18 protein-coding genes are annotated in these 20,687 nt (G+C 70.4%); 13 read left to right on the top strand and 5 right to left on the bottom strand.

Going from position 1 to position 20,687, the window contains the following annotated elements; translation table 11 throughout:
- Nucleotides 1-216: 216 nt before the first annotated feature.
- The 3 genes from P7A99_RS17670 to P7A99_RS17655 all read left to right on the top strand — a co-directional run bounded on the left by P7A99_RS17670 (nucleotide 217) and on the right by P7A99_RS17655 (nucleotide 4,634).
- On the top strand, nucleotides 217-951 hold the full coding sequence (locus P7A99_RS17670; RefSeq protein WP_277795079.1) for a DUF6250 domain-containing protein: 735 nt from the start codon (nucleotides 217-219) through the stop codon (nucleotides 949-951).
- A gap of 400 nt (nucleotides 952-1,351) precedes the next feature.
- A complete protein-coding gene (locus P7A99_RS17660; RefSeq protein WP_277795078.1) occupies nucleotides 1,352-2,539 on the top strand; it encodes an acyltransferase family protein in 1,188 nt (395 codons plus the stop codon).
- A gap of 265 nt (nucleotides 2,540-2,804) precedes the next feature.
- The gene (locus tag P7A99_RS17655) at nucleotides 2,805-4,634 is read left to right on the top strand and encodes an ABC-F family ATP-binding cassette domain-containing protein (protein WP_277795077.1); all 1,830 of its coding nucleotides are present in this window, start codon (nucleotides 2,805-2,807) and stop codon (nucleotides 4,632-4,634) included.
- 108 nt (nucleotides 4,635-4,742) lie between these two features.
- Here the strand turns inward: P7A99_RS17655 and P7A99_RS17650 are convergent, their stop codons facing one another.
- Together P7A99_RS17650 and P7A99_RS17645 are read right to left on the bottom strand one after the other, a co-directional pair.
- Nucleotides 4,743-5,729: a hypothetical protein gene (locus P7A99_RS17650; protein WP_277795076.1), complete on the bottom strand. Its 987-nt coding sequence runs from the start codon at nucleotides 5,727-5,729 to the stop codon at nucleotides 4,743-4,745.
- A gap of 70 nt (nucleotides 5,730-5,799) precedes the next feature.
- A complete protein-coding gene (locus tag P7A99_RS17645; RefSeq protein WP_277795075.1) occupies nucleotides 5,800-9,012 on the bottom strand; it encodes a glycoside hydrolase family 2 TIM barrel-domain containing protein in 3,213 nt (1,070 codons plus the stop codon).
- A gap of 152 nt (nucleotides 9,013-9,164) precedes the next feature.
- Here P7A99_RS17645 and P7A99_RS17640 point away from each other — a divergent pair, with 152 nt between their 5' ends.
- A complete protein-coding gene (locus P7A99_RS17640; RefSeq protein ID WP_277795074.1) occupies nucleotides 9,165-9,980 on the top strand; it encodes a hypothetical protein in 816 nt (271 codons plus the stop codon).
- Nucleotides 9,981-9,998: 18 nt separating this feature from the next.
- Entirely contained in the window at nucleotides 9,999-10,487 is a 489-nt protein-coding gene (locus P7A99_RS17635; protein ID WP_277795073.1) for a DUF6998 domain-containing protein, read from the top strand.
- 81 nt (nucleotides 10,488-10,568) lie between these two features.
- Here the strand turns inward: P7A99_RS17635 and P7A99_RS17630 are convergent, their stop codons facing one another.
- Nucleotides 10,569-11,144 (bottom strand): TetR/AcrR family transcriptional regulator, encoded by a 576-nt coding sequence (locus P7A99_RS17630; RefSeq protein ID WP_277795072.1) that lies wholly within the window; start codon nucleotides 11,142-11,144, stop codon nucleotides 10,569-10,571.
- Between the two features lie 105 nt (nucleotides 11,145-11,249).
- On the opposite strand from P7A99_RS17630, the gene P7A99_RS17625 reads away from it, so the two are divergent.
- From P7A99_RS17625 to P7A99_RS17615, 3 genes are all read left to right on the top strand, one after another.
- On the top strand, nucleotides 11,250-11,990 hold the full coding sequence (locus P7A99_RS17625; RefSeq protein ID WP_277795071.1) for an SDR family oxidoreductase: 741 nt from the start codon (nucleotides 11,250-11,252) through the stop codon (nucleotides 11,988-11,990).
- A gap of 103 nt (nucleotides 11,991-12,093) precedes the next feature.
- Nucleotides 12,094-13,053, top strand: coding sequence for a hypothetical protein (locus tag P7A99_RS17620; RefSeq protein WP_277795070.1), 960 nt, complete (start codon nucleotides 12,094-12,096; stop codon nucleotides 13,051-13,053).
- Nucleotides 13,050-14,804, top strand: a complete 1,755-nt coding sequence (locus P7A99_RS17615) for a hypothetical protein (protein ID WP_277795069.1) — start codon at nucleotides 13,050-13,052, stop codon at nucleotides 14,802-14,804. Before P7A99_RS17620 ends, P7A99_RS17615 begins: the two co-directional genes overlap by 4 nt.
- A 16-nt stretch (nucleotides 14,805-14,820) precedes the next feature.
- Here P7A99_RS17615 and P7A99_RS17610 read toward each other — a convergent pair whose 3' ends face one another.
- Nucleotides 14,821-16,155 carry an ATP-binding protein gene (locus P7A99_RS17610; RefSeq protein WP_277795068.1) on the bottom strand — a complete coding sequence of 445 codons (1,335 nt, stop codon included), beginning with the start codon at nucleotides 16,153-16,155 and terminating at the stop codon, nucleotides 14,821-14,823.
- 242 nt (nucleotides 16,156-16,397) lie between these two features.
- Between P7A99_RS17610 and P7A99_RS17605 the strand changes: the two genes are divergently transcribed.
- From P7A99_RS17605 to arr, 3 genes are all read left to right on the top strand, one after another.
- The gene (locus P7A99_RS17605) at nucleotides 16,398-18,002 is read left to right on the top strand and encodes a methyl-accepting chemotaxis protein (protein ID WP_277795082.1); all 1,605 of its coding nucleotides are present in this window, start codon (nucleotides 16,398-16,400) and stop codon (nucleotides 18,000-18,002) included.
- Entirely contained in the window at nucleotides 18,002-18,271 is a 270-nt protein-coding gene (locus P7A99_RS17600) for a hypothetical protein (protein WP_277795083.1), read from the top strand. The genes P7A99_RS17605 and P7A99_RS17600 overlap by 1 nt, the downstream gene beginning before the upstream one ends.
- 280 nt (nucleotides 18,272-18,551) lie before the next feature.
- On the top strand, nucleotides 18,552-18,986 hold the full coding sequence (gene arr, locus P7A99_RS17590) for an NAD(+)--rifampin ADP-ribosyltransferase (RefSeq protein WP_347276699.1): 435 nt from the start codon (nucleotides 18,552-18,554) through the stop codon (nucleotides 18,984-18,986).
- A gap of 164 nt (nucleotides 18,987-19,150) precedes the next feature.
- Here the strand turns inward: arr and P7A99_RS17585 are convergent, their stop codons facing one another.
- Nucleotides 19,151-19,405: a hypothetical protein gene (locus tag P7A99_RS17585; RefSeq protein WP_277795066.1), complete on the bottom strand. Its 255-nt coding sequence runs from the start codon at nucleotides 19,403-19,405 to the stop codon at nucleotides 19,151-19,153.
- A gap of 125 nt (nucleotides 19,406-19,530) precedes the next feature.
- Between P7A99_RS17585 and P7A99_RS17580 the strand changes: the two genes are divergently transcribed.
- Together P7A99_RS17580 and P7A99_RS17575 are read left to right on the top strand one after the other, a co-directional pair.
- Entirely contained in the window at nucleotides 19,531-19,929 is a 399-nt protein-coding gene (locus P7A99_RS17580) for a hypothetical protein (RefSeq protein WP_277795065.1), read from the top strand.
- A 62-nt stretch (nucleotides 19,930-19,991) separates the two neighbouring features.
- Nucleotides 19,992-20,684: a hypothetical protein gene (locus P7A99_RS17575; protein ID WP_277795064.1), complete on the top strand. Its 693-nt coding sequence runs from the start codon at nucleotides 19,992-19,994 to the stop codon at nucleotides 20,682-20,684.
- The last annotated feature ends 3 nt before the right edge of the window (nucleotides 20,685-20,687 follow it).

The raw sequence follows: 20,687 nt of genomic DNA, 5'->3' as shown, positions 1-20,687 counted from the left end.
TGGCCCCGCTCCTCCACCGTCCCCCCCCCCGTGTTCGGGGGGGTGGGGGGGGGGTGGGTAGCGGATGGGTGGGGGGGGGGGCCACAGCTTCCTCGGCGCCCAGTCTCGCCCCCTCCACCGCTTCGCGGTCCCCCTCCCCCGCAAGCGGGGGAGGAGCAAAGGCGATAGCCACCTCCCCCTTCGGGGAGAGGGTCTTGGGTTCCGCGACCGGCCTTCGTGCGCTACCCCTGCCCCATGCTCACCCGCCGGTCCCTCGCCCTCTCCGCCCTCGCCCTGCCGCTGGCCGGCGCCGCCCGCGCGCAAGCTCCCGAGCCCTGGCGCAAGGCAGATCGTCTCTATACGGATGATTTCACCCAAGGCCTTGCGAACTGGACCATCGAGGCCGAGCAGCCGGCCAAGGTCAGCGCCCAGAACGGCGTCCTCGAGCTCGACGCCCCGGCCGGGATCACCGCCTGGTTCAAGCCTCGCCTCGAAGGCCCCGTTCTCATCGAATACCAGGCCCTGGCCGTCTACGAGGGCGGCCGCAACGACCGCATCAGCGACCTCAACGCCTTCTGGATGGCGACCGACGTCCGCAGTCCGGACGACCTCTTCGCCAGCCCCCGCACCGGCGCCTTCGCCGGCTACGACCTCCTGAAGACCTACTATGTGGGCCAGGGCGGCAACTACAATTCCAGCACCCGCCTGCGCCGCTATGTCGGCCGCCCCGGCGACCGCCCGATGCTGCCCCAGCACGACCTGAAAGACGCCCGCGCCCTGCTGCAGCCCAACCAGTGGGTCCACGTGCAGCTCGTGGCCTATGGCGACCTCGTCCAATACTGGGCCGACGGCCGCAAGCTGTTCGAGATGCGCGATGAAGACGCCTACACCGCCGGGTGGTTTGGCCTGCGCACGACGTGGAGCCGTCTGCGGTTCAAGGATTTCTCGGTGTGGAAGCTGGCGGCGGCCTGAAGATCCTCCCCCTGAAGGGGGAGGTGTCGCGAAGCGACGGAGGGGGAAGTCGGTGATGACCGTCCAACTCTCCGGCAGCTGCAAACGTCCCCCCTCCGGCCCTCCGGGCCACCTCCCCCAGAGGGGAAGGATCTATCCCTTGCTCCTCCCCCGCTTGCGGGGGAGGGGGACCACGAAGTGGTGGAGGGGGCGAGGCTGGGCGCCGAGCTTTGTCCCTCGCCCCCTCCGTCACGCTGCGTATCCGCAGCGCGCCACCTCCCCCGCTCCGCGAGGGAGGAGCAGGTAGCCACCCTCGAAATCTCCCGAAATCTCCGCCCCTCCCCCGTGACGACTCAAGGTTGATCGGCCACCATCCTCCCCGGCCGCCGCCCTCGCCTTCCCGGCGGCCTTCAGGACAATCATGAACGCCGTCTCCGGGGCCATCGCCGCCCTCTTCGGTCCCTCGCGTGACGCCCATGCCCGCGCCTACGGCCCCGACCTGCTGCGCGCCGCCGCCATACTGCTGGTCATGGCCTGGCACATGCCCGGCCCCGCCCGGCCCGAGCCCCTGGCGGCGATCCGGCCGTTCGGCTGGCTGGGGGTGGACGTCTTCTTCGTGCTCAGCGGCTACCTGATCGGCGCCCAGCTGCTGAAGGGGATCGCGGCGGGGAACGGCGTCGACTTCAAACGCTTCTGGGCTAGCCGCGCCTTTCGCATCCTGCCGGCCTTCCTGGTGGTGCTGGCGCTCTATTTCCTGCTGCCCGGCTTCTCGGACGGCAAGGCCATCCAGCCGCTCTGGCGGTTCCTGACCTTCACCATGAACTTCGGCCTCGACTACCGGGTCACCGGGGCCTTCACCTCGGCCTGGTCGCTGTGCGTGGAGGAGCATTTCTACTGGCTGCTGCCCCCGCTGGTGCTCGTGCTGGCGCGGGCGCGCGGGGCCTGGCCCGCCGTGCTGCTGGGGGCCGCCGTAATCCTCGGCGGCATGGCCCTGCGCTGGGGGATCTGGAGCGGCCCCGCCGCCGACCCCGCCACGCGGCCCGCCGACTTCCTGCGCCTCATCTACTACCCCACCTGGACCCGCCTGGACGGCCTGGCCATGGGCGTGCTGCTGGCCGCCGCCCGGGCCTTCCGCCCCGCCGCCGTCGCCCGTTTCGCCCCGCCCTGGCTGACCGGACCGCTGGGCCTCGCGGCCGCCGCCGCGACCGTCATCCTCTGCATCCGCCACGCCGACGGGGTGAGCCTGGACCTGACCGGCGCGGTCGTCGTCTATCCCCTGGCCTGCCTGGCCAGCACGCTGCTGCTCTGCGCCCTGCTGGACATCGAGCCCGCCCTGCGGCGCCTGCCCCTGGCCCCCGTCACCGTCGTGGCGACGCTGGCCTACAGCCTCTACCTCGTCCACAAGCCGGTGCAACACATGCTGCGCGAGGCCCTGGGCGACGGGGTGCTGCACGGCTGGACCGGCCTTGGCCTCTACCTCGCCGCCGACTTCGCCGCCGCCATCCTGCTGTGGCGGCTTGTCGAGCGGCCGTTCCTGCGCCTGCGGGAAAGGGCGCTGCGGCGGCCGGTTCCGGCGGTCGAGGATCAGGAGATGAAGCGGGCGGCATGACGAGATCCTCCCCCTGAAGGGGGAGGTGTCGCGAAGCGACGGAGGGGGAAGTCGGTGATGAACATCCAACTCTCCGGCAGCTGAAAACGCCCCCCTCCGGCCCTCCGGGCCACCTCCCCCAGAGAGGGAGGATCTTATGTCGGCGCAACCGACTGCGGGGGCTCCCCCACCCGCCAGACAAACTTTCCGCCTTCCCCCTCCCCGCGCCCTGCTATAGGCCCCATCTCCTCGCATTCTCCGCCCCGTCAGACGTAAAGACCGCTTCATGGCCGCCCCCGCCCGCGCCCCCGTGCTCGCCCTCAAGGACGTCCGTCTCGCCGACGGCGCCAAGCCTTTGTTCGACGGCGTGGACCTGGCCCTGGAGCCGCGCATCCGCGCCTGCCTGGTGGGCCGCAACGGCGCGGGCAAGTCGACCCTGCTCAAGGTGCTGGCCGCCCAGGGCGCCGAGCCCGACAGCGGCGAGCGCGCCGTGCAGCCGGGAGCCAAGGTGGTGTTCGTCAGCCAGGAGCCGGAGATCACCGGCGAGACCCTGCTCGACTACTGCACGGCCGGCGGCGCCCAGGACTACGAGGCCCACGCCACCCTGGCCGACTTCGGCCTGAACTACGACCAGAGCACCAAGGGCCTGTCGGGCGGCGAGCGTCGCCGCGCCGCCCTCGCCCGCGCCTTCGCCGAGCAGCCCGACGTGCTGCTGCTGGACGAGCCGACCAACCACCTCGACATCTTCGCCATCCAGACGCTGGAAGAGGAGTTGGCCAACTCCAAGTGCGCGGCGCTGATCGTCAGCCACGACCGCGCCTTCCTCAACCGCGTCACCCAGCGCACCTTCTGGCTGGAGCACCGCAAGGTGCGCCGCCTCGACAAGGGTTTCGCCGAGTTCGAAACCTGGAGCGAGCAGGTGCTGGCCGCCGAGGCGGAGGAAGAGCGCCGCCTCAACAAGAAGCTGGAAGTCGAGAACGCCTGGCTGGCCCGCGGCGTCCAGGGCCGCCGGGCCCGCAACGAGGGCCGCCGCCGCGCCCTCTTGGACCTGCGCGCCCAGAAGAAGGACATCCAGTCCGAGAAGCGCGGGGCCATGTCGATGGCCGTCGAAAGCTCGGGCACGTCGGGCAAGCGCGTGGTCGAGGCCAAGGGCCTGACCAAGAAATTCGGCGAGCGCACCATCGTCGAGAACTTCTCGACCCGCATCCTGCGCGGCGACCGCGTGGCCCTGGTGGGCCCCAACGGCGCGGGCAAGACCACCCTGGTGCGCATGCTGCTGGGCGAGATCGAGGCCGACGCCGGCACGGTGCAGCTGGGGACCAATCTCGAGATCGCCTATGTCGACCAGAACCGCCTGGCGCTGTCGGAAAAGATCACCGTCTGGGATTTCCTGACCCCGTCGGGCGGCGACTCCATCCTGGTGCGCGGCGTCTCCAAGCACGTGGCCGGCTACGCCAAGGAGTTCCTGTTCACCGAGGCCCAGCTGCGCCAGCCGGTCACCAGCCTGTCGGGCGGCGAGCGCAACCGCCTGCTCCTCGCCCGCGCCCTGGCCTCGCCGATGAACCTGATGGTGCTCGACGAACCGACCAACGACCTCGACATGGACACGCTCGACCTCTTGGAAGAGCTGCTGGCTGATTTCGAGGGAACCCTCATTCTGGTCAGCCACGATCGCGACTTCATCGACCGCCTGGCCACCTCGACCATCGCCATGAACGGCCATGGCGACGTGCTGGAGACCCCCGGCGGCTGGACCGACCTGATCGACCAGGCCCCGGACTTCTTCAAGGGCGCGCGCGGCGCGGCCGGCGACTTCGCCACCGGCACGGGCTCGCACAAGGCCGTCGTCACCCCGGCCGCCGCCCCGCCCAAGAAGGCCACCAAGCTGTCCTACAAGGACCAGCGGCGGCTGGAGGAATGCGAGGCCCTGATCGCGGACTCGCCCAAGATCCTGGCCGACCTGGAAAAGAAGCTCGACGACCCCAACCTCTACGCCCGCGACCCGGCCGGCTTCGACAAGATCATGAAGGCCCTCGACAAGGCCCGCGCCGATCTCGCCCAGGCCGAGGAAGACTGGCTGATGCTGGAAGAAAAGAAGGAAGCCCTGGCGGGGTGAGGGAGAGGGTGGGCTGCGCATGATCAAGGCGGGGCGCTCCGGACCAGGACATCCACGCCCTGCATTCCGCAGATCCAGCCAAGCAAGACGCGGCCTACTCTCTCCGTCCTATCTGGTCGCCCCTTTCCTTTTGAGGTCGGCTAGCGACTTGGCGAACTTGATGGCGGCAGCCAGGATCAAAAGCCACGGCCAAAGGTTTTGGAGCAGCGACTTGATTTTCATTTCGAGGCCGCGGGGCTGACTACCAGCGGCCGCTTGCACAGCTTGCCTGGCCTCGCCCCAAGCATCCTCGGCCCTGGTCAACTCCTTGCGCCATGCATCGTATCGCTGCTGGCTCTCCTGAAGCGACTTCAGCCGGTTGGAGCATACCGAAGCGGCATTGAAGGCCAGTATCGCGAACTCCCCCTCCGCCTCGATATTGGCTCGCGTGAAGTCCCGGTCATCCCGCGGCAGACCACTTATCAGGCGGATCGCCCCCATCTTTGCAGCGTGGATCCGCGACCTCAACCTGAAGATAGTATCGGGGCTTTCGACAAGCGCGGGCTGAAGCTTCGTTTCCTGAAGCGCATCATTGGCGGCCTTGAACATCAGCTCAGCACCACCCGAAACTCTACTTAGATCCTCCATAATCCCGTTCGCCGCCAGGCAATATTCACCCGAATAACGAATACGCGCAGCAGGATCCATGTTGGAAGGCGGAGGCCCAACCACTCCGAAACGTTTCAGAAAACGTTCCCGCTGCTCTTTCCGCGCCCAACAGGCGCCATCAACAACCAGATCGCTGCAATAGTGCCCTGATCCACTCTTCGACAGGTCCCGATAACCATCGTCGATCGTATTCAGCATTGGATCATCATCATCGAACTTGGGCTGCCGCGCTCGCAAATCGGCCACCGTTCGCTCGGCGACGAGCTCGTTGGTCTGCATCCGCAGAAGCTGACGATCGCTCCGCGCGGAGTAAAACAGCAGCAACACGCCAGCCATGCCGAGCAGATAGTACGCGGGATCAACCAACTTCCAACGGCTGGAACCATGAAACCGGCAGGCGGCATAAACGCCGCCCACGATGCACGAGAAAGCCCAGAGCAAGACCAAGATCAAAGCCGCATCCCCCACACAGACCGAAGCCACCTATGCCATAGCTGAGCTTGCCTCGCTTTCTCCCTCACTCCACCTCGGTCGCCCTTGCCGACCGCGCCCTGTCCGGCGTGGTCCCCTCGCCCGCGAACGGGGTCAGGCGGAAGCTGACCCGCGTCGGTTCCAGCCTGGTGCGGTACTTGCCGTGCGGCTGGCCGACGTGGTTCCAGGTGGTGTCGCCGCCGACGCCCCATTGGGCGGCGTCGATGATCAGGGTTCCTTCGCCGTGGGGGACGATGTCGGACGATTTCCAGGTTCCGGCCGGGCGGCGGTAGAGGTCCTGGTAGGGGAAGGCCAGGGCCTGCATCATCAGCGGCTTGTCAGCCTCGACCCGAAGGCCGGGGCCGCCCGAGCCCAGCTCTATCCAGCGGACGTCCAGCTTGTTGCCGGTGTCCTGGGGCCGCATGTAGTCGTGGTTCTGGTCGGCCAGGGCCCCGCGCCACAGGCCGATCGGAGCCGAGGTGAAGCGGTCGACGTAGGTTTCGTGCGGGCCGCGGCCCAGCCATTCGACGGTCTTGGGCTGGCTGGGCAGGGTGAACCACAGGCCCACCCGCACCGGCGGCGGCAGGTCGTCCTTCAGGGGAACCAGCTCGCCGGCCACCGACACCGAGCCGTCGCCGGCCATGGCGTAGGTGGTGGTGAAGGTCGCAGCCCCGGCGCCGAGGGCGTATTCCACCACCACCCGGGCCGTGCCGTCGTCGACCTTGTGGGCCGCGAAGCCGCGCACCTGGCGCGCGTCGGTCATCACCCGCCAGGGCTTCTGCTGGGCCACCGTGCCGTTGAGGGTGTCGTTGTCGGTCTCGGCCCGGAAGAAGTTGGGCGCCCCGCCCTTGGCCAGCACCGTTCCGTCCTTGGCGTATGAGGCGACAAGGCCGGTGGCCGGGTCGATGGTCAGGGTCGCGCCGGCCGCCTCGAGCACCACCGCGTCCTTGGTCTGCTTCAGCGCCACCGTTCCGGGGCGATCGACGAAGGCCTTGGGGGCGGCGTAGACGGGAAACTGCTCCCAGCCCACGACATAGCCGGCGGGCGTCAGCGGCACGGCCCCGGCCTTGGCCCGGGCGCGCACGGTGACGAAATATTCCGAGCCCTGCTTCGGCGTCAGCTTGGGCAGCGGCAGGGTGATGCGCTGCTGGCCTCGCGCCTTCAGCGCCAGGGCCGGCAGGGCGCCGGTCGCGATCTCGACGCCGTCCTCCTCGAGCACCCAGTCGAAATCAAAGGCCGACAGGTCGCGGAAGTCGTGGCGATTGGTGACGATCAGCGTGTTGTTGACGGCCGAGAAGGTCCCGAACTGGATCGGCGAGAGCACCTTGCGCACCTCGTAGAAGTGCGGATTGGGCGTGCGGTCGGGCTGGATCATGCCGTCGCCGAACTCGATGTCGCCGCCCGGGTTCTTGCCGTACTCGCCGCCGTCGCCCCAGTAGCGCTTGCCGTCCTGGGTGTAGCGGTACATCGACTGGTCGACCCAGTCCCAGATGAAACCGCCCTGCAGCTTGCGGTGGCTGTAGATGGTGTCCCAGTAGTCCTTGAAGTTGCCGCCGCCATTGCCCTGCATGTGGGCGTATTCGCACTGGATCATCGGCTGGGTGCGGGTGGGGTCTTTCGCCCAGTCCACCATCTTCTCGATGTCGTCGTACATCGGGGCGTAGATGTCGACGTAAGGGTTGGGCTGGTGCTCCCAGTCCAGCGTGCCCCAGCCCAGATACGAGATCAGGCGCGAGGGATCGCGCTTGCGGGCGGCCGCGGCGGCCTTCTCGAAGTTGGGGCCGATGCCGGCCTCGTTGCCCAGCGACCAGAAGATCACCGACGGGTGGTTCTTGTCGCGCTCGACCATGTTCAGCACCCGGTCGCGGTGAGCCGCTTCCCAGGCCGGGTCGAAGCCCAGCTGCATCTGCTCGCGCAGTTCGGGGCGCTTGTTGCCGTAGTCCATGTAGGCGTGGCTCTCGATATTGGCCTCGTCCATCACATAGAGGCCGTACTCGTCGGCCAGGGCATAGAAGCGCTCGTCGTTGGGGTAGTGCGAGGTGCGCACGGCGTTGATATTGGCCCGCTTCATCAGCTCGATGTCGCGGCGCATGCTCTCCTCGGAGATGACGTGGAAGGTCTCCGGGTCGTGCTCGTGGCGATTGACGCCGCGGATGACGATGGGCTTGCCGTTGACCATCACCAGCCCGTCCTTGATCTCGACGGTGCGGAAGCCGATGCGCTGGGGCGTGGCCTGGACCACCTTGCCCTGGGCGTCGATCAGCTCGACCAGCAGGGTGTAGAGGTTGGGGGTCTCGGCGGACCATTGGCGAACGCCGGGGACGGTCGCGTTCAGCGATACAGTCCTGGCGGCGCCGGCGGCGACCTTGGCCTCCTGCTTGAGCACTTCCTGGTCGCCGTCCAGCAGGGTCATGCGGGCGGTCAGCGGGGCCTTGCGGGCGGTCAGCGACAGCTCGGTCGACAGGGTTCCGTCGCGATAGGCCTTGTCGAGGCCAGCCTTGACGAAGAGGTCGCCGGCCCGGGCCTGGGGCACGGCCTTGAGGTAGACCGCGCGCTCTATCCCCGAGACCCGCCAGAAGTCCTGGTCCTCCAGATAGGAGCCGTCGGCCCAGCGGTGCACCTGGATGGCGATCAGGTTCTGGCCCGGCCTGACGTGCTTGGTGACGTCGAACTCGGCCGGCAGCTTGGAGTCCTCGTAATAGCCGACCTCGGCCCCGTTGACCCAGACGCGATAGGCGGCCCCGGCCGCGCCGACGTGCAGGATGACGTCCTGCCCGCTCCAGCCGGCCGGAACCTCAAAGGTGCGGCGGTAGGAGCCGACGGGGTTGGTCGCGTGCGGGATCAGCGGCCGGTTGGCCGGGAACGGATAGGTGATGTTGTTGTAGCGGGCCTGGTCATAGCCCTGCGCCTGCCACATGGCCGGCACCTTGATGTCCTTCCAGGACGAGGCGTCGTAGTCCGACTTTTCGAAGCCCGTGGGCGTGTCGTCCGAGGACGGCGAGAAGTGGAAGGCCCACCGGCCGTCGAGGGTCAGGTAGCGGGCCGACCTCGTCATGTCGCCGGCCAGGGCCAGCTCGCGGCTCTCGAACGGGAAGTGGGTGGCGACGGCCGGCATCTTGCCGCGGGCGTTGACGGCGGGATTTTCCCAGTCGGGACGGGACGGATCCACCTGCACCGGATCGACCTTGGGCTGGGCGCTGACGCCCCCCGCCAGCACCATGACCGACATGGCCACGCCGGCCGCCAGGATCTTCCGCATGCAACGCCTCCCAGAACGCTCGCCCGTTGGATCGGGCGGTCATGACTTAGCATGGCGGATTCATTTGTCAGACAAAAGTGACAAATGGCGACCACGCTCGCCGCCGCTTGCGTCGGTTGACAGAGGCGGGCTCTCACGGCCGAGATGGCCGCATGTTCGGTTTCAAACGCAAGAAGCCCATGACCCTGACGCCCTTCGCCGAGGCGCGTCCCAAGTGCTTCACGGCCGTACTGTGCGACGGGCTCACCGTGCGCGGCGCGCCCTCGTTCGCCGCCCTGCTCGACCTGCACGCCCGCCTCCAGGCCGAGCGCCCCGACGTGCGCGTGCTGGTCACGCTCGATAATCGGGTGCAGGCCGAATACACCTCGGGCCACGCGATCGACAGCCACGCGCTGGACGACACGACGGGCCACGACCTGTCGACTCTGGACGAGGCGGCGTTCGAGAACGGCGAACATCGCGGCTATCTGAGCACGCCGTCCGAGTTTCCGATCCGCGTCGCCAATCTGGTCTCCCGCGCCCGCGAGGTGACGCTGGCCGAAGCGGTCGGCGTGCTGGACTGGGAGACGAGCGGCGACGCCAACGACCTTGCGACCGTCAACCTCGACCCTGAAGCGGCCCTCAGGATCGACAAGGAGGCCGAGATCCTGGTCCAGTTCGTCCCGGTCTCTTCCGGCGCGCTGGCGCTCGCGGCTTTTCCCAACGGCTACTTCGCCTCGGACCTGAACCCGATGCAGACCTATGCCCTGGCCCAGCGCCTGGAGGCCGCCTACGGCCTGGCGCCGTTCGGGGTCGGCGCGGCCTATCTGGGCTTCCGGCGGGCCGGGCCGATGGACGCGGCGACCGCCCGGGCTCTGGCCGAAGAGTTGACGGGCTTCTACGCGGCCAGTCCGCCCGACGCCGCGCCCCGCCTGGCGGGCCTGCTCACCGGCCGCGACTGGCTGCTTGTACGCTACACCGAGAGCTGACGCATGCGGGAGAAAGACGTGACGCGGATCATAAGGCTCCCATCCGAGCTGATGGCGTTCTGCAAGGCGCACGCCGATCTCAAGGCCCACTACGCCGACAGCCGGCTGGCCTTCACCCTCGACGGAAAACTCGTCGGCGACATCGCCGAGGCGGCGGCGGCGCGGGCCTTCGACCTCAAACTCTGCGACAGCAAGACACCCGGCGTCGATGCGCACACGCGGTGCTCGGCAAGGCGCAGCGTGCAGATCAAGGCCACCGGCCTGGCGAACAAGGGCCCTTGCTTTACGCCCGGAGAAGGCGTGGCCGAGCACCTGATCTTCCTGCGCATCGACTTCGCGCGAGGCCAGGCCGAGGTCGCCTATAACGGCCCGGAGGCCCCCGTCAGGCGACTGCTGCCGCCCGCCGGCTGGACAGGCACCAAGCGGGTGTCGCTGGCGCGGGTGCTGGACGCCGACGCCCTGGTCGTCGACGCCGATCGGCTCTTGAGATCGGACGGCCCATCATAGATCCGGGTCGCCGCCCGCAGCCAGCCGGACCACGTCGGCCAGCAGATCCCTTGCGGCGGCTGGCAACGGATACGCCCGCCCCTACCTCAGCCCCCGCAGCGCCAGCCGCGCGGCCTCGCGCAACTCGTCCTGCCCCGCCCCGCCGCGCGCGGCGACCTTGAGGCCCGAGCGCAGGGTCAGCAGCATGCGGCCGGCGGCCTGCGGGTCGAGGGCCGCGTCGAACTCGCCCGCTGCGATCCCGTCCTTCACCCGGGCGGCGAAGGCGGCGACCACCAGGGCTGCGGCGGCGTCGTTGAGGGCGTTGATCTCGGGGTCGCTGCGGCTGAACTCGACGATCGAGCCGACGCCCAGGCAGCCGGTCTCCAGGTCGTCGGCGTCGCCCAGGCCCGCGAGCAGCGCCCCCTCCAGGCTCTCGCGCGCGCAGGCGCCGCCGGCCAGGGCCTCGCGCATCTGGGCCAGCGAGCCGCCGGAATAGCGGCGCAGGGCCTCCAGGAACAGCCGGCGCTTGTCGCCGAACGCGCCATAGAGGCTCTGGCGGCCGATGCCCATGCCCTCGATCAGGTCGCTGGTCGAGGCGGCCTCGTAGCCGTGGCGGGCGAACACCCTGATCGCGCTGGCGATCGCCTCGTCGCGATCGAATTCCGAAGGTCTGGCCATGATCGCATCCTAGCGATCTTGATCGATCAGTCCAGAATTATTCTTGACCGATCGATCCGGAATGCACAGGTTATGGACCAATCAGTCCATAACGAGGTTTCCGAGATGACCGACAACAGCTTCACTCCCCAATCCCCGGCCCTGGTGCTGGGCGGCTCGCGCGGCATGGGGGCGGCGATCGTGCGCCGCCTGGCCGCCGAGGGCCGGCCCGTCGCCTTCACCTACGCCGCCTCGCCCGGCCCCGCCGCCGCCCTGGCCGCCGAGGTCGAGGCGGCCGGCGGGACGGCGCTCGCCCTCCAGGCCGACAGCGCCGACGCGCAGGCCGTGCGCGCGGCCATCGAGGCCGCCGTGGCGCGGCTCGGGAAACTGGGGGTGCTGGTGGTCAACGCCGGGGTGCTGAAGGCCGGGACCATCGACCAGTTCGCCCTGGCCGACTTCGACCACATGCTGGCGGTCAATGTGCGCGGGGTGTTCGCGGCCATCCACTACGCCGCCCCGCACCTGACCGACGGCGGCCGCGTGATCATCATCGGCAGCAACACCGCCGGCCATATCGGCACGCCCGGCTCCAGCGTCTACGCCATGACCAAGGCGGCGGTGGCCCAGCTGGCGCGCGGCGCGGCCCTCGACCTGGCGCCCCGCAAGATCACCGTCAACACCATCCAGCCCGGCCCCATCGCCACCGACATGACCGCCGACCTGATGGACTACATCACCCCCCGCCTGCCGCTCGGCCGCATCGGCGAGGCGAGCGAAGTGGCGGGCCTGGCGGCGTGGCTGGCCGGCCCGGACGCCGGCTACATGACGGGCGCGGCCCTGACGATCGACGGGGGATGGAGCGCTTAGGCCCCTCCCGACGGCTTGCCCGACGATCGTCGTTCGCCGTAAATCGAGGATCCATCCGCCGCGGCCCGCGCCGCGCGCCCGGATGGATCCTCGGGGGAAGACGATGCTGGGACGCCTGCTGCTTTCGATGGTGGTCGCCGGGGGCGGGCTCGGCATGGCCGCGCCGCCGGCCGTCGCGCAGCCGGCGGGGGAAAAGCCCGTCTTCCTGGCCTGCTACGTCTTCAATCCCGGCCGCGACATCTCGGCCATCGCCTTCATGCCCTACCAGACCACGGCGAGCGCGTTGAAGGGCGTCGATGTGGAGGCCAAGGCGGCCAGGACGGGCGTCCAGTCCGCCGCCCCCTATCGCACGGCCCGCTGCGCCCGGTTCGACACCGCCGACGAGGGCCTGCAATGGTATCGCCAGAGCGGCTATCACATGCTCAACCGGATGGGTTACCCCAAGGGTTTCTGGCCGGAGCCGCCCGCGGGCCCGCCCAAATGGGCGGTCTGCACGCTGGAGACCTCCGGCGGGGTCGGCACGAAGCTGGCGATGTTCGTGTTCGAGCCCTTCCAGGTGGCGGCGGCCAAGGCGCCGATCCCCCGCGACGTGGGCATGCTGTTCCACCACGAGGTCGGGGCCGGCACGGTGGTCGGCGGCTACAAGCCGTTCAACGGCAACGGCTCGGGCTCGTGCAACTACTATGACGACGAGGCTTCGGCCCGCGCCCGGCGCGACCGGTGGCTGCAGAACCGCGACTATGGGATCGTGAAATTCGTCGCCTGGCGTCCGTCGGCCGACCTGACCGGGCTGGGCGCGGCGAGCGGGCCCGCGAAAGTGACCGGAACGGCCGGCGGCCCCGGCGATCCCAAGAGCACCAGCGGCGTCACCGTGACCAAGGCCGACACCTCGCTGCGCGAAGCCGGCAAGGCCTGGGACGAGCAGGTCAGGAAGACCCTGGCCGAAGAGGCCAGGAAGAAGGTGGAGCTGGCGGCCAGGAACGTCCAGGCCGACACCAAGGGCAGGCAGGAGCTGGAAGCCTTCTTCAAGGCCCGTCGCGGCAAGCGGGGCAACGCCCAATGAGCCGCGCCCTCCTCCTGAGCGCCGCCGCGACGGCGGCGATGGCCGCATCGGCCCAAGCCCAGGTCCTGACCGTCGACCTCGCGCCGCTGGCCGCCGCGCCGGCCGAGCAGCAGGCCGCCTCGGTGCTGAAGGGCGGCGCGATCTGCATCAAGCAGGGGCCGCTGACGGGCGCGGAGATGCGCCGCGCCTTCACCACCGGCCAGGCCGATGTCGGCCTGCGCGAGGAACTGAGCAAGGCCGGCGTGATGGTCAACGGCGCAGGCTTCGCGGCCGTCGGGGTCGCGGGCCTGGCCCGGGTGACCCTGGCCGACGTCTGCCTGCCCAACTACGGCTTCGCCTCGATGAACGCCGTCACCGGCAAGGTCGAGGTCGCGGTGGACTGGACCCTGACCGACCGCGCGACCGGAGCCGAGATCGGCCGGCTGTCGACCCGCGAAGCGGTGGAGGTCAAGGGCGGTACGGGCGGCCTGGCCGGCCTGGTCGACGCGGCGATCGCCGCCAACGCCCGCAGCCTGGCGGCCAATCCGGCGCTGCGGGCGGCGGCGGCCCGGCCGCTGCTGGCCTCGGCCAGGCCCCAGCCCGCGCCGCCGCGCGATCCGACGCTGCTGGTCCTGCCGCCCTGGCGCCAGTCGACCCAGAAGGCGCCCCTGGCGGTCGCTGCGCCGCTGATCGTCGAGAGCGATCTCGACATGATCGACAATCTCGACCAGTCCGAACACTTCGCCGTGCCGCTGGAGGCGGGCGAGACGCTGCGGCTGGAGGTGCTGGAGACCGGCTCCAAGATCACCATGGTCGTCGCCAATCCCGGCGGCCGCTACATCGCCGGGACCCACCCGAGGAACCCCGAGCGGCAGCTGTCGGCGACGGCCAAGACGGCGGGAACCTATGTCGTCTCGGCCTGGACCAGCGGCGATCCGCCGGTCACGCCCTATCGGCTGAAGATCGACACCGACCGGCGGCCGTACAAGCCCTGGTCGCCCCCGCCTGCGCCCGCGCCGCTCCCCACGCAAGTCGCCGCCGCGCCGACGCCCCGGGAACAGGCCGAACCCATAAAGCCGACGACCCCGCCCGCGCCGCCCCAGCCGCCCGCCCCGCTTGCGCCCCTGCCCAAGCTCGTCCCGCCGCCGGGCGTGCTGGCCGCCGAGATCGGCAAGCCGGTGCAGCGGCCGGCCGGCAAGGTCGGCGCGTCGGTCGACCTCTTCGCCTTCATCGGCGAGGCCGGCTCGGTGCTGCAGGCCACGGCCGGCGCCGCCGGCGCGGGCGGACTGTCGGTCACGCTCTACACGCCCGAAGGCGATCGGATGCTGGACGCCGACGGTGTCGACAAGACCGGGCTCAGCGCCATCCTGCCCAAGGACGGGGTCTATCTGCTGTCGGTGGGCCGCCAGAACGCGGCCAGGCCCTACCGGCTGACCCTGACGGCCGAGACGCCCGACATCTTCCAATGGAGCTTCCGCGAAAACGCCGGCTACGAGATCCTGGGCCCCAACGGCAAGGCCGCCTACTGGACCTGCTGGGCCGCGCCCGGCTCGGCCCTGACCTATGTCAGGCCCGGCGGCCAGGAGGCGACGCTAAGGGTGCTCGCGGGCGGCGACGGCCGCTGGGACCTGTCCGACGCGCCCGACTATAGCTTCACGACGAAACTGACGGGCGGGGTTTTCATCAGGACCTCCAGCACCGGCAAGCTGGAGACCTGGTCGATCCGCGACGAGAAGGAGACCGGCGCCTATCGCGGCTACTTCTGCCCGTAGGGGCGCGCCCCTACCCCTACCCCGTCGGGGGCCAGACGCTGGCGCTGACGCCGCCGCCGTTGCGGTTGGCGATCTCGAGGCGGCCGCCGAAGCGCTTGAGCAGGCGGTCGGCGGTGGGGATGCCGAGGCCGAAGCCCCCGGTGTCGCGGGCGCGGGCGGCGTCGCCGCGGAAGAAGGGCTCGTAGATGCGGGCCAGCACCTCGTCGGTGAGGCCCGGGCCCTGGTCGAGCACCTCGATGCGGGGGCCGTCCTCGCCGCTTTCCGGATCGGCAGGGATCAGGCGCACCTTGGCCTTGCCGCCGAAGCGCACGGCGTTGTCGACGATGCGGATCAGGGCCTGTTCCAGCGGGTCGCGGTGGGTGCTGACGGTCAGCGACCTGGGCCCCTCGTAGCGGGCCAGCTTGGGCCAGCGGGCGATCACCGCGCGGATCAGGGCCGGCAGGTCGACGCTCTCGGCGGTGCTGGCCGCGTGCTGAGCCCTCAGCCAGGCCGACAGCGAGCGCAGCATCTCCTCCAGCTCGTCGACATTGCCGCCGACCAGGGCGCGGATGTCCTCGGGCTCGACATAGTCCGAGGCCAGCTTCAGCCGGGCCAGGGGCGTGCGCAGGTCGTGGCTGAGCGCCTCCATGGCCCGGGCCTGGTCTTCGATCAGGCCGGTGATGCGCTGCTGCATGTCGTTGAAGGCGCGGCCCAGCTCGGCCAGGTCGGTCGGCCCCTCGATCACCACCGGCTGGGGCGGCCCCTCGCCCACCCGGCCGGCGGCCTCGGCCAGGCGGCGCAGCGGCTCGCCCAGCTGGCGCAGGGCGTAGGCCCCCAGGGCCACGCAGGCCAGGGAGAAGGCCAGGGTGGTGGCCACCGCGCGCAGGGCGATCGGCCAGGGGCGCGGGAAGTGGCGCGAGCGGAACGACAGCCAGCGGCCGTCCGACAGGCCCATGGCGCCGACGAGATCGCGGCCGCCGTCCGACTGGTCCTCCGACCACAGGCGCAGGGGGCGCTTGGCCAGGCCCGGCTCCCACTGGCGGACATAGCGGACGATGGCGTCGGCCTCGCCGGTCTCGGCCCTGGCCCGCGAAGGCGTCTGCGGCGGGGCGGCGACGATCTCGGCCTCGAGGTAGCGGGAGGTCATCACCTGGTCGAGATCGGCCTGCGACAGGCGGCTGACCCGGTCGCCCACCACCAAGAGCTCGGCGATGCGGCGGGCGTGGTCCTCGCGCAGGGTCTGGCGGTCGATCGCCTGGTAGAAGGCGACGCTGGCCGCCAGCTGCACGAAAACGATCGCCGCCACCACCAGTATGGAGCGGCCGATCAGACCCTTGGGCCGCCGCAGGATGTCTTGCACCGTCGAAGCCATGGCCAAGGCTTACACAGCCCCGCGCGCCGCGGCCACAACAGGTTGACGTCATCCGCCGTCGGACGGTCGCGCACGACCAATATTCCGGAAAGCCATGTCGTCGTTCTCCCATTTTGAGAACATTGATGCGGCATCTACGTATTGGTACGTAGTAACCACGCACGTTGTTTCGCCGTTTTTGTCACGACCGATTAACGCTCATCCCGGATGCTTGCCGTGAAATACCGGAGGCGGGCGTGCGTTTGATCCAGTTCGACAGTATTGAGGCCCAGCGCCGGGTCGGCGGCCAACTGGTGATCGGCTGCGTGGCGGCCAGCGCCGCCGTGGTTCCGATCGCCTGCCTGCTGACCGGGGCGCCGCTGCTGGTTCCGGCGGCGGGCTCGGCGGCCCTGGCGGTGCTGGTGCTGGCCGCCTACGGCCTGTGGCGCGACCGCCTGGCCCAGCAGCTGTGCACGGCCCTGGCCCTGGTCGGCCAGGTCGCCCTGTTCGTGCTGGCCTTCCGCGGCCATCCCCTGCAGGACGAGGCCCGCATGGCCTTCCTGGCGGCGCTGGCCCTGCTGGTGGCCTATGGCGACTGGCGGGTGGTGGCCGCGGGGGCGGCGGCCGTGATCGGCGTCGACCTGATCGCCGCCGGCGCCTTCCCGCACCGCCTGGCGGTCGACGAGAGCCCGCTGGCGCTGGCCCTGCGCGCGGCCATGACGCTGACCACCGCCTGGTCGCTGATCTGGCTGACGGCCGGGGTCTCGCGCCTGTTCGTCACCGTCAACGCCCGCACGCAGGCCTCCGAACGCGCCGCCCGCGCCGCTGACGAGGCCAATGCCGCGGCCCTGGCCGAGCGCGCCGCCGCCGACCGCGCCAACGCCGAGCGCGCCCGGCTGAAGGCGGCCATGGAGGCCGAGCAGACCCAGGTGGTCGAGCACCTGGCCCACGCCCTGCGCCAACTGGCCGGGGGCGACCTGACCTCGCGCCTCGACACCCGCTTTTCCGCCCAGTACGAGCCGCTGCGCCAGGACTTCAACGACGCCGTGGCCAAGCTGCGCGCGGCCCTGGGCGAGATCAGCGGCAACGCCGCCAGCATGAGCGCGGGCGTGGCCGAGATGAGCCGCGCCTCCGACGAGCTGGCCAACCGCACCGAGGACCAGGCCGCCAGCCTGGTGGAGACCTCGACCGCGCTCAGCCAGATCACCGCCACCGTCAACGAGACCGCCGACAACGCCCGCAAGGCCAACGCCGCCGCCGCCCGCGCCCGCGAGGAAGCCGAGCGCTCCGACCCCGTGGTCACCGAGGCGGTCGAGGCCATGACCCTGATCGAGACCTCGTCGGGCCAGATCGGCCAGATCATCGGGGCGATCGACGAGATCGCCTTCCAGACCAACCTTCTGGCGCTGAACGCCGGGGTCGAGGCGGCCCGCGCCGGCGACGCGGGCAAGGGTTTCGCGGTCGTCGCGCAGGAAGTGCGAGCCCTGGCCCAGCGCAGCGCCGACGCCGCCCGCGAGATCAAGAGCCTGGTGGCCGTCTCGGGCGACCAGGTGGCCGCAGGCGTCGAGCGCGTGGGCAAGACCCGGCAGGCCCTGCAGCGCATCGTCGCCCGCGTGGCCGAGATCGACGTGCAGATCGACGCCATCGCCCGCTCGGCCGCCGACCAGGCCTCGAACCTGGGCGAGGTCAACACCACCATGGGCGCGATGGACCGCGTGGTGCAGCAGAACGCGGCCATGGTCCAGGAGAGCACGGCGGCCGCCCACGCCCTCAACGCCGAGGCCGCCGAACTGGCCGCCCGCATCGGCCTGTTCCGCACCCGCGAGGAGACCGCGCCCGCCGCGAAGTCCAGCCAGTGGGCCGCCTGATGACGGCCACCGTCGCCGACTTCACGCCCACCGACCTGATCAAGCTGTTTGCGGCCACCTGGCTGCCGCTGTGCGAGCGGCTCGAGACCGCCGGCGTGCTCGACCGCGCCGAGCTGGCGAACGCCATGAGCCTGTACGTGGCGCCGGGCGAGGAAACCGCCAGCGCGGCCATGGTCGAGGCCTTGCAGATCGTGCTGCGCCGGCCAAGGCCGCAGCCCGGGCCGAGGCGCGAGCCGGCGCTGCGGGTGATCGCGGGGGGATTGGGGTAGGCGCATGAACCCTCTCCCAGAGGGAGAGGGAGGGGCCCAGGCGATAGCCTGGGAGGGTGAGGGGTTACGAGGTCGGACGATGTGCCGGCGCTCCGTCGAACGCCGTAACCCCTCACCCCGGCCCTCTCCCTATGGGAGAGGGAGCAATTCCTCACGGCCCCAACCGGCTCCTCCAACGCGGAATGGGCCAGGGCAGCAGGCCCCGGACCTCGATGGCCGGGCGGGTGATCCAGATCTAAGCCCGAAAAACCTGCGTTCAAGAATTGGCGGGCGCCGAAATATGCGCAGTCTGCGGGGTCTTCTCGAAGCGGAGGCGACCATGGCCACGACCTATTATCACGGCGCCAAGGCGGATCTTTCGGCGGGCGACCTGATCGAGGCGGGCCGGGTCTCGAACTACGGATCGCGCAAGGCCGCCGCCTTCGTCTATTTCGCCGCCACGCTGGACGCGGCGACCTGGGGCGCGGAGCTGGCTCAGGGCGAGGGGGGCGGGCGGATCTATGTGGTCGAGCCGACCGGGCCGTTCGAGGACGACCCCAACGTCACCGACAAGAAGTTCCCCGGCAATCCGACGCGGTCGTACCGCACCCGCGACCCGCTGCGGATAATCGGCGAGGTCGAGGACTGGACCGGTCATGCGCCGCAGCAGCTGGCGGCCATGCGACAGCACCTGGAGGCGCTGAAGCAGCAGGGGATCGAGGCGATCGAGGACTGAGGGGCATCACCCGCCCCCCAAAAAATCCGACTTTCCCCGCGAAGGCGGGGATCCAAGCGGGGCCTGCGGGTCGCCCACGATCACAGCCCCATCCTGAGAGGCGGCTTGGATCCCCGCCTTCGCGGGGATGCTCGGGAAGAATGGGCGGAGTTGCTGGATGCCCCCTACCCCCGCCCCGCCTCGTCCAGCACCTTGCACAGCGCCGCCGCCAGGATTTCCCAGGGCTCGCCGGGCTGGGGGTCGAGGCGGGCGCGGATGTCGCGGGCCAGGGCGGCCGGATCGAGGGCGCCGGCCGCCTCGAGCGAGCGGCACAGCGGCAGGTAGGTGGCGGCGAACAGGCGCACGATGTCCTCGCCGGTGAAGGCCGGCACGTCGGGGCCGGGCAGGCCTGGAGGATCGGAAGGACCGGCGGGCGACATCGTTGGGGGGACTCCTGGTACTGGCCGCGCCTCCTGCCGCAAGATCGCCGTTCGCGCCTTGATCAGGATCAAGGCCGCCCGCCGCGCGGCATGGGACCTGCCCCCAAAGAGGAGGAACAAGGCCCATGCCCAATGACGTCCGATCGACGCTCGCCCGCCATCACCTGGACGTCGGCGCCGACTACGTGCTGCGCAGCGCGGGCCTGCTGTCGTCGGTGTTCGACGGCGACATCATGCGGGGCCTGGTGTTCCTGACGGCGCTGCGGCTGTCGGCCCACGCGCCGCAGGACGCCTCGGGGGAACGTCCCGTGCGGCTGACGGCCATCGCGCGTTCCATGGGCCTGCCCATCGAGACCACCCGCCGCCACCTGCTGAAGCTGCAACGCGACGGCTTCACCCTGCGCGCCGCCGGCGGCGGCGTGGTCGCGGTGATCCCCGAGCGACCAGACATCGCCGAGGCCATGGCCGCCAACAGCGCCAACCTGGCCGGCCTGGCCGCGACGCTGGAGACCTTCGCCGGCTGAGCGGCGGCAACCTCGGTCGCGCTGGATCGTTTCCGCCGGACCCACGGCGGCGCGAGGAACCGATGACGGCCCGGAACGGATTGGGCGGCGCCCGCGCCCTGCTGCTGACCCTGCTGATGGTTCCGGCCGCCTGCGCGCCCAGCCCCGAGGAGCAGGCCCGCCGCTCGATCGAGAGCGGCCAGGCCGTGGCCGAGATTCAGACCTTCTTCGACGCCCGCGCCCAGGGCCTGCCGCTGGGCCAGTGCGCCGCGGTGCTGACCGGGGTGTCGCCCGTCGAGATCAGCGACCGCACCGCCCGGCTCGACACCGTCCGCGCCCTGGTCGAAGCAGGCCTGATGGAAGAGGTCGCCGGCGCCCCGGCCGGCAAGGTGCAGCTGGCCCCGACCCGCAAGGCCGCCCACTGGTTCCGCGAGCGCAGGCGCAATCGCGCCCTGCCCGCCAGCATCGAGCTCTGCTACGCCCGGCGGAAGATCACCCGCGCCTGGCTGGTGGGCGAGGACGGCAAGACCCTGAACTTCGCCTATCGGCTGGTGGACGCCCCGGCCTGGACCGGCGACGCGCGCATGCGGGCGGCCTTTCCGTTCCTGGAGCCGGCCCTGAGCCGGGAGATGGTCGCCACCGGCATCGCCCCGTTCCGCGACGGCCGCTGGTTCCTCGACCTGGCCGACGAGGGGATCACCCTGCCCGGCCACGACGAGGGCTTCTACGCCTGCCCCGACGGCCGCGAGCATCCAGATCCGGGATGCTCGCCCTAGCCG

Source organism: Caulobacter endophyticus (assembly GCF_029543245.1).
Classification (GTDB): domain Bacteria; phylum Pseudomonadota; class Alphaproteobacteria; order Caulobacterales; family Caulobacteraceae; genus Caulobacter; species Caulobacter endophyticus_A.
This window is presented reverse-complemented; position numbering and strand designations above follow the sequence as displayed.

What these genes read in the sequence shown, in the direction of transcription:
- P7A99_RS17660 (WP_277795078.1), top strand. Translation starts at nt 1,352, where the DNA reads ATGAACGCCGTCTCCGGGGCCATCGCCGCCCTCTTCGGTCCCTCGCGT.
- P7A99_RS17655 (WP_277795077.1), top strand. Translation starts at nt 2,805, where the DNA reads ATGGCCGCCCCCGCCCGCGCCCCCGTGCTCGCCCTCAAGGACGTCCGT.
- P7A99_RS17645 (WP_277795075.1), bottom strand. Translation starts at nt 9,012, where the DNA reads ATGCGGAAGATCCTGGCGGCCGGCGTGGCCATGTCGGTCATGGTGCTG.
- P7A99_RS17640 (WP_277795074.1), top strand. Translation starts at nt 9,165, where the DNA reads ATGTTCGGTTTCAAACGCAAGAAGCCCATGACCCTGACGCCCTTCGCC.
- P7A99_RS17630 (WP_277795072.1), bottom strand. Translation starts at nt 11,144, where the DNA reads ATGGCCAGACCTTCGGAATTCGATCGCGACGAGGCGATCGCCAGCGCG.
- P7A99_RS17625 (WP_277795071.1), top strand. Translation starts at nt 11,250, where the DNA reads ATGACCGACAACAGCTTCACTCCCCAATCCCCGGCCCTGGTGCTGGGC.
- P7A99_RS17620 (WP_277795070.1), top strand. Translation starts at nt 12,094, where the DNA reads ATGCTGGGACGCCTGCTGCTTTCGATGGTGGTCGCCGGGGGCGGGCTC.
- P7A99_RS17615 (WP_277795069.1), top strand. Translation starts at nt 13,050, where the DNA reads ATGAGCCGCGCCCTCCTCCTGAGCGCCGCCGCGACGGCGGCGATGGCC.
- P7A99_RS17610 (WP_277795068.1), bottom strand. Translation starts at nt 16,155, where the DNA reads ATGGCTTCGACGGTGCAAGACATCCTGCGGCGGCCCAAGGGTCTGATC.
- P7A99_RS17600 (WP_277795083.1), top strand. Translation starts at nt 18,002, where the DNA reads ATGACGGCCACCGTCGCCGACTTCACGCCCACCGACCTGATCAAGCTG.
- arr (WP_347276699.1), top strand. Translation starts at nt 18,552, where the DNA reads ATGCGCAGTCTGCGGGGTCTTCTCGAAGCGGAGGCGACCATGGCCACG.
- P7A99_RS17585 (WP_277795066.1), bottom strand. Translation starts at nt 19,405, where the DNA reads ATGTCGCCCGCCGGTCCTTCCGATCCTCCAGGCCTGCCCGGCCCCGAC.
- P7A99_RS17580 (WP_277795065.1), top strand. Translation starts at nt 19,531, where the DNA reads ATGCCCAATGACGTCCGATCGACGCTCGCCCGCCATCACCTGGACGTC.
- P7A99_RS17575 (WP_277795064.1), top strand. Translation starts at nt 19,992, where the DNA reads ATGACGGCCCGGAACGGATTGGGCGGCGCCCGCGCCCTGCTGCTGACC.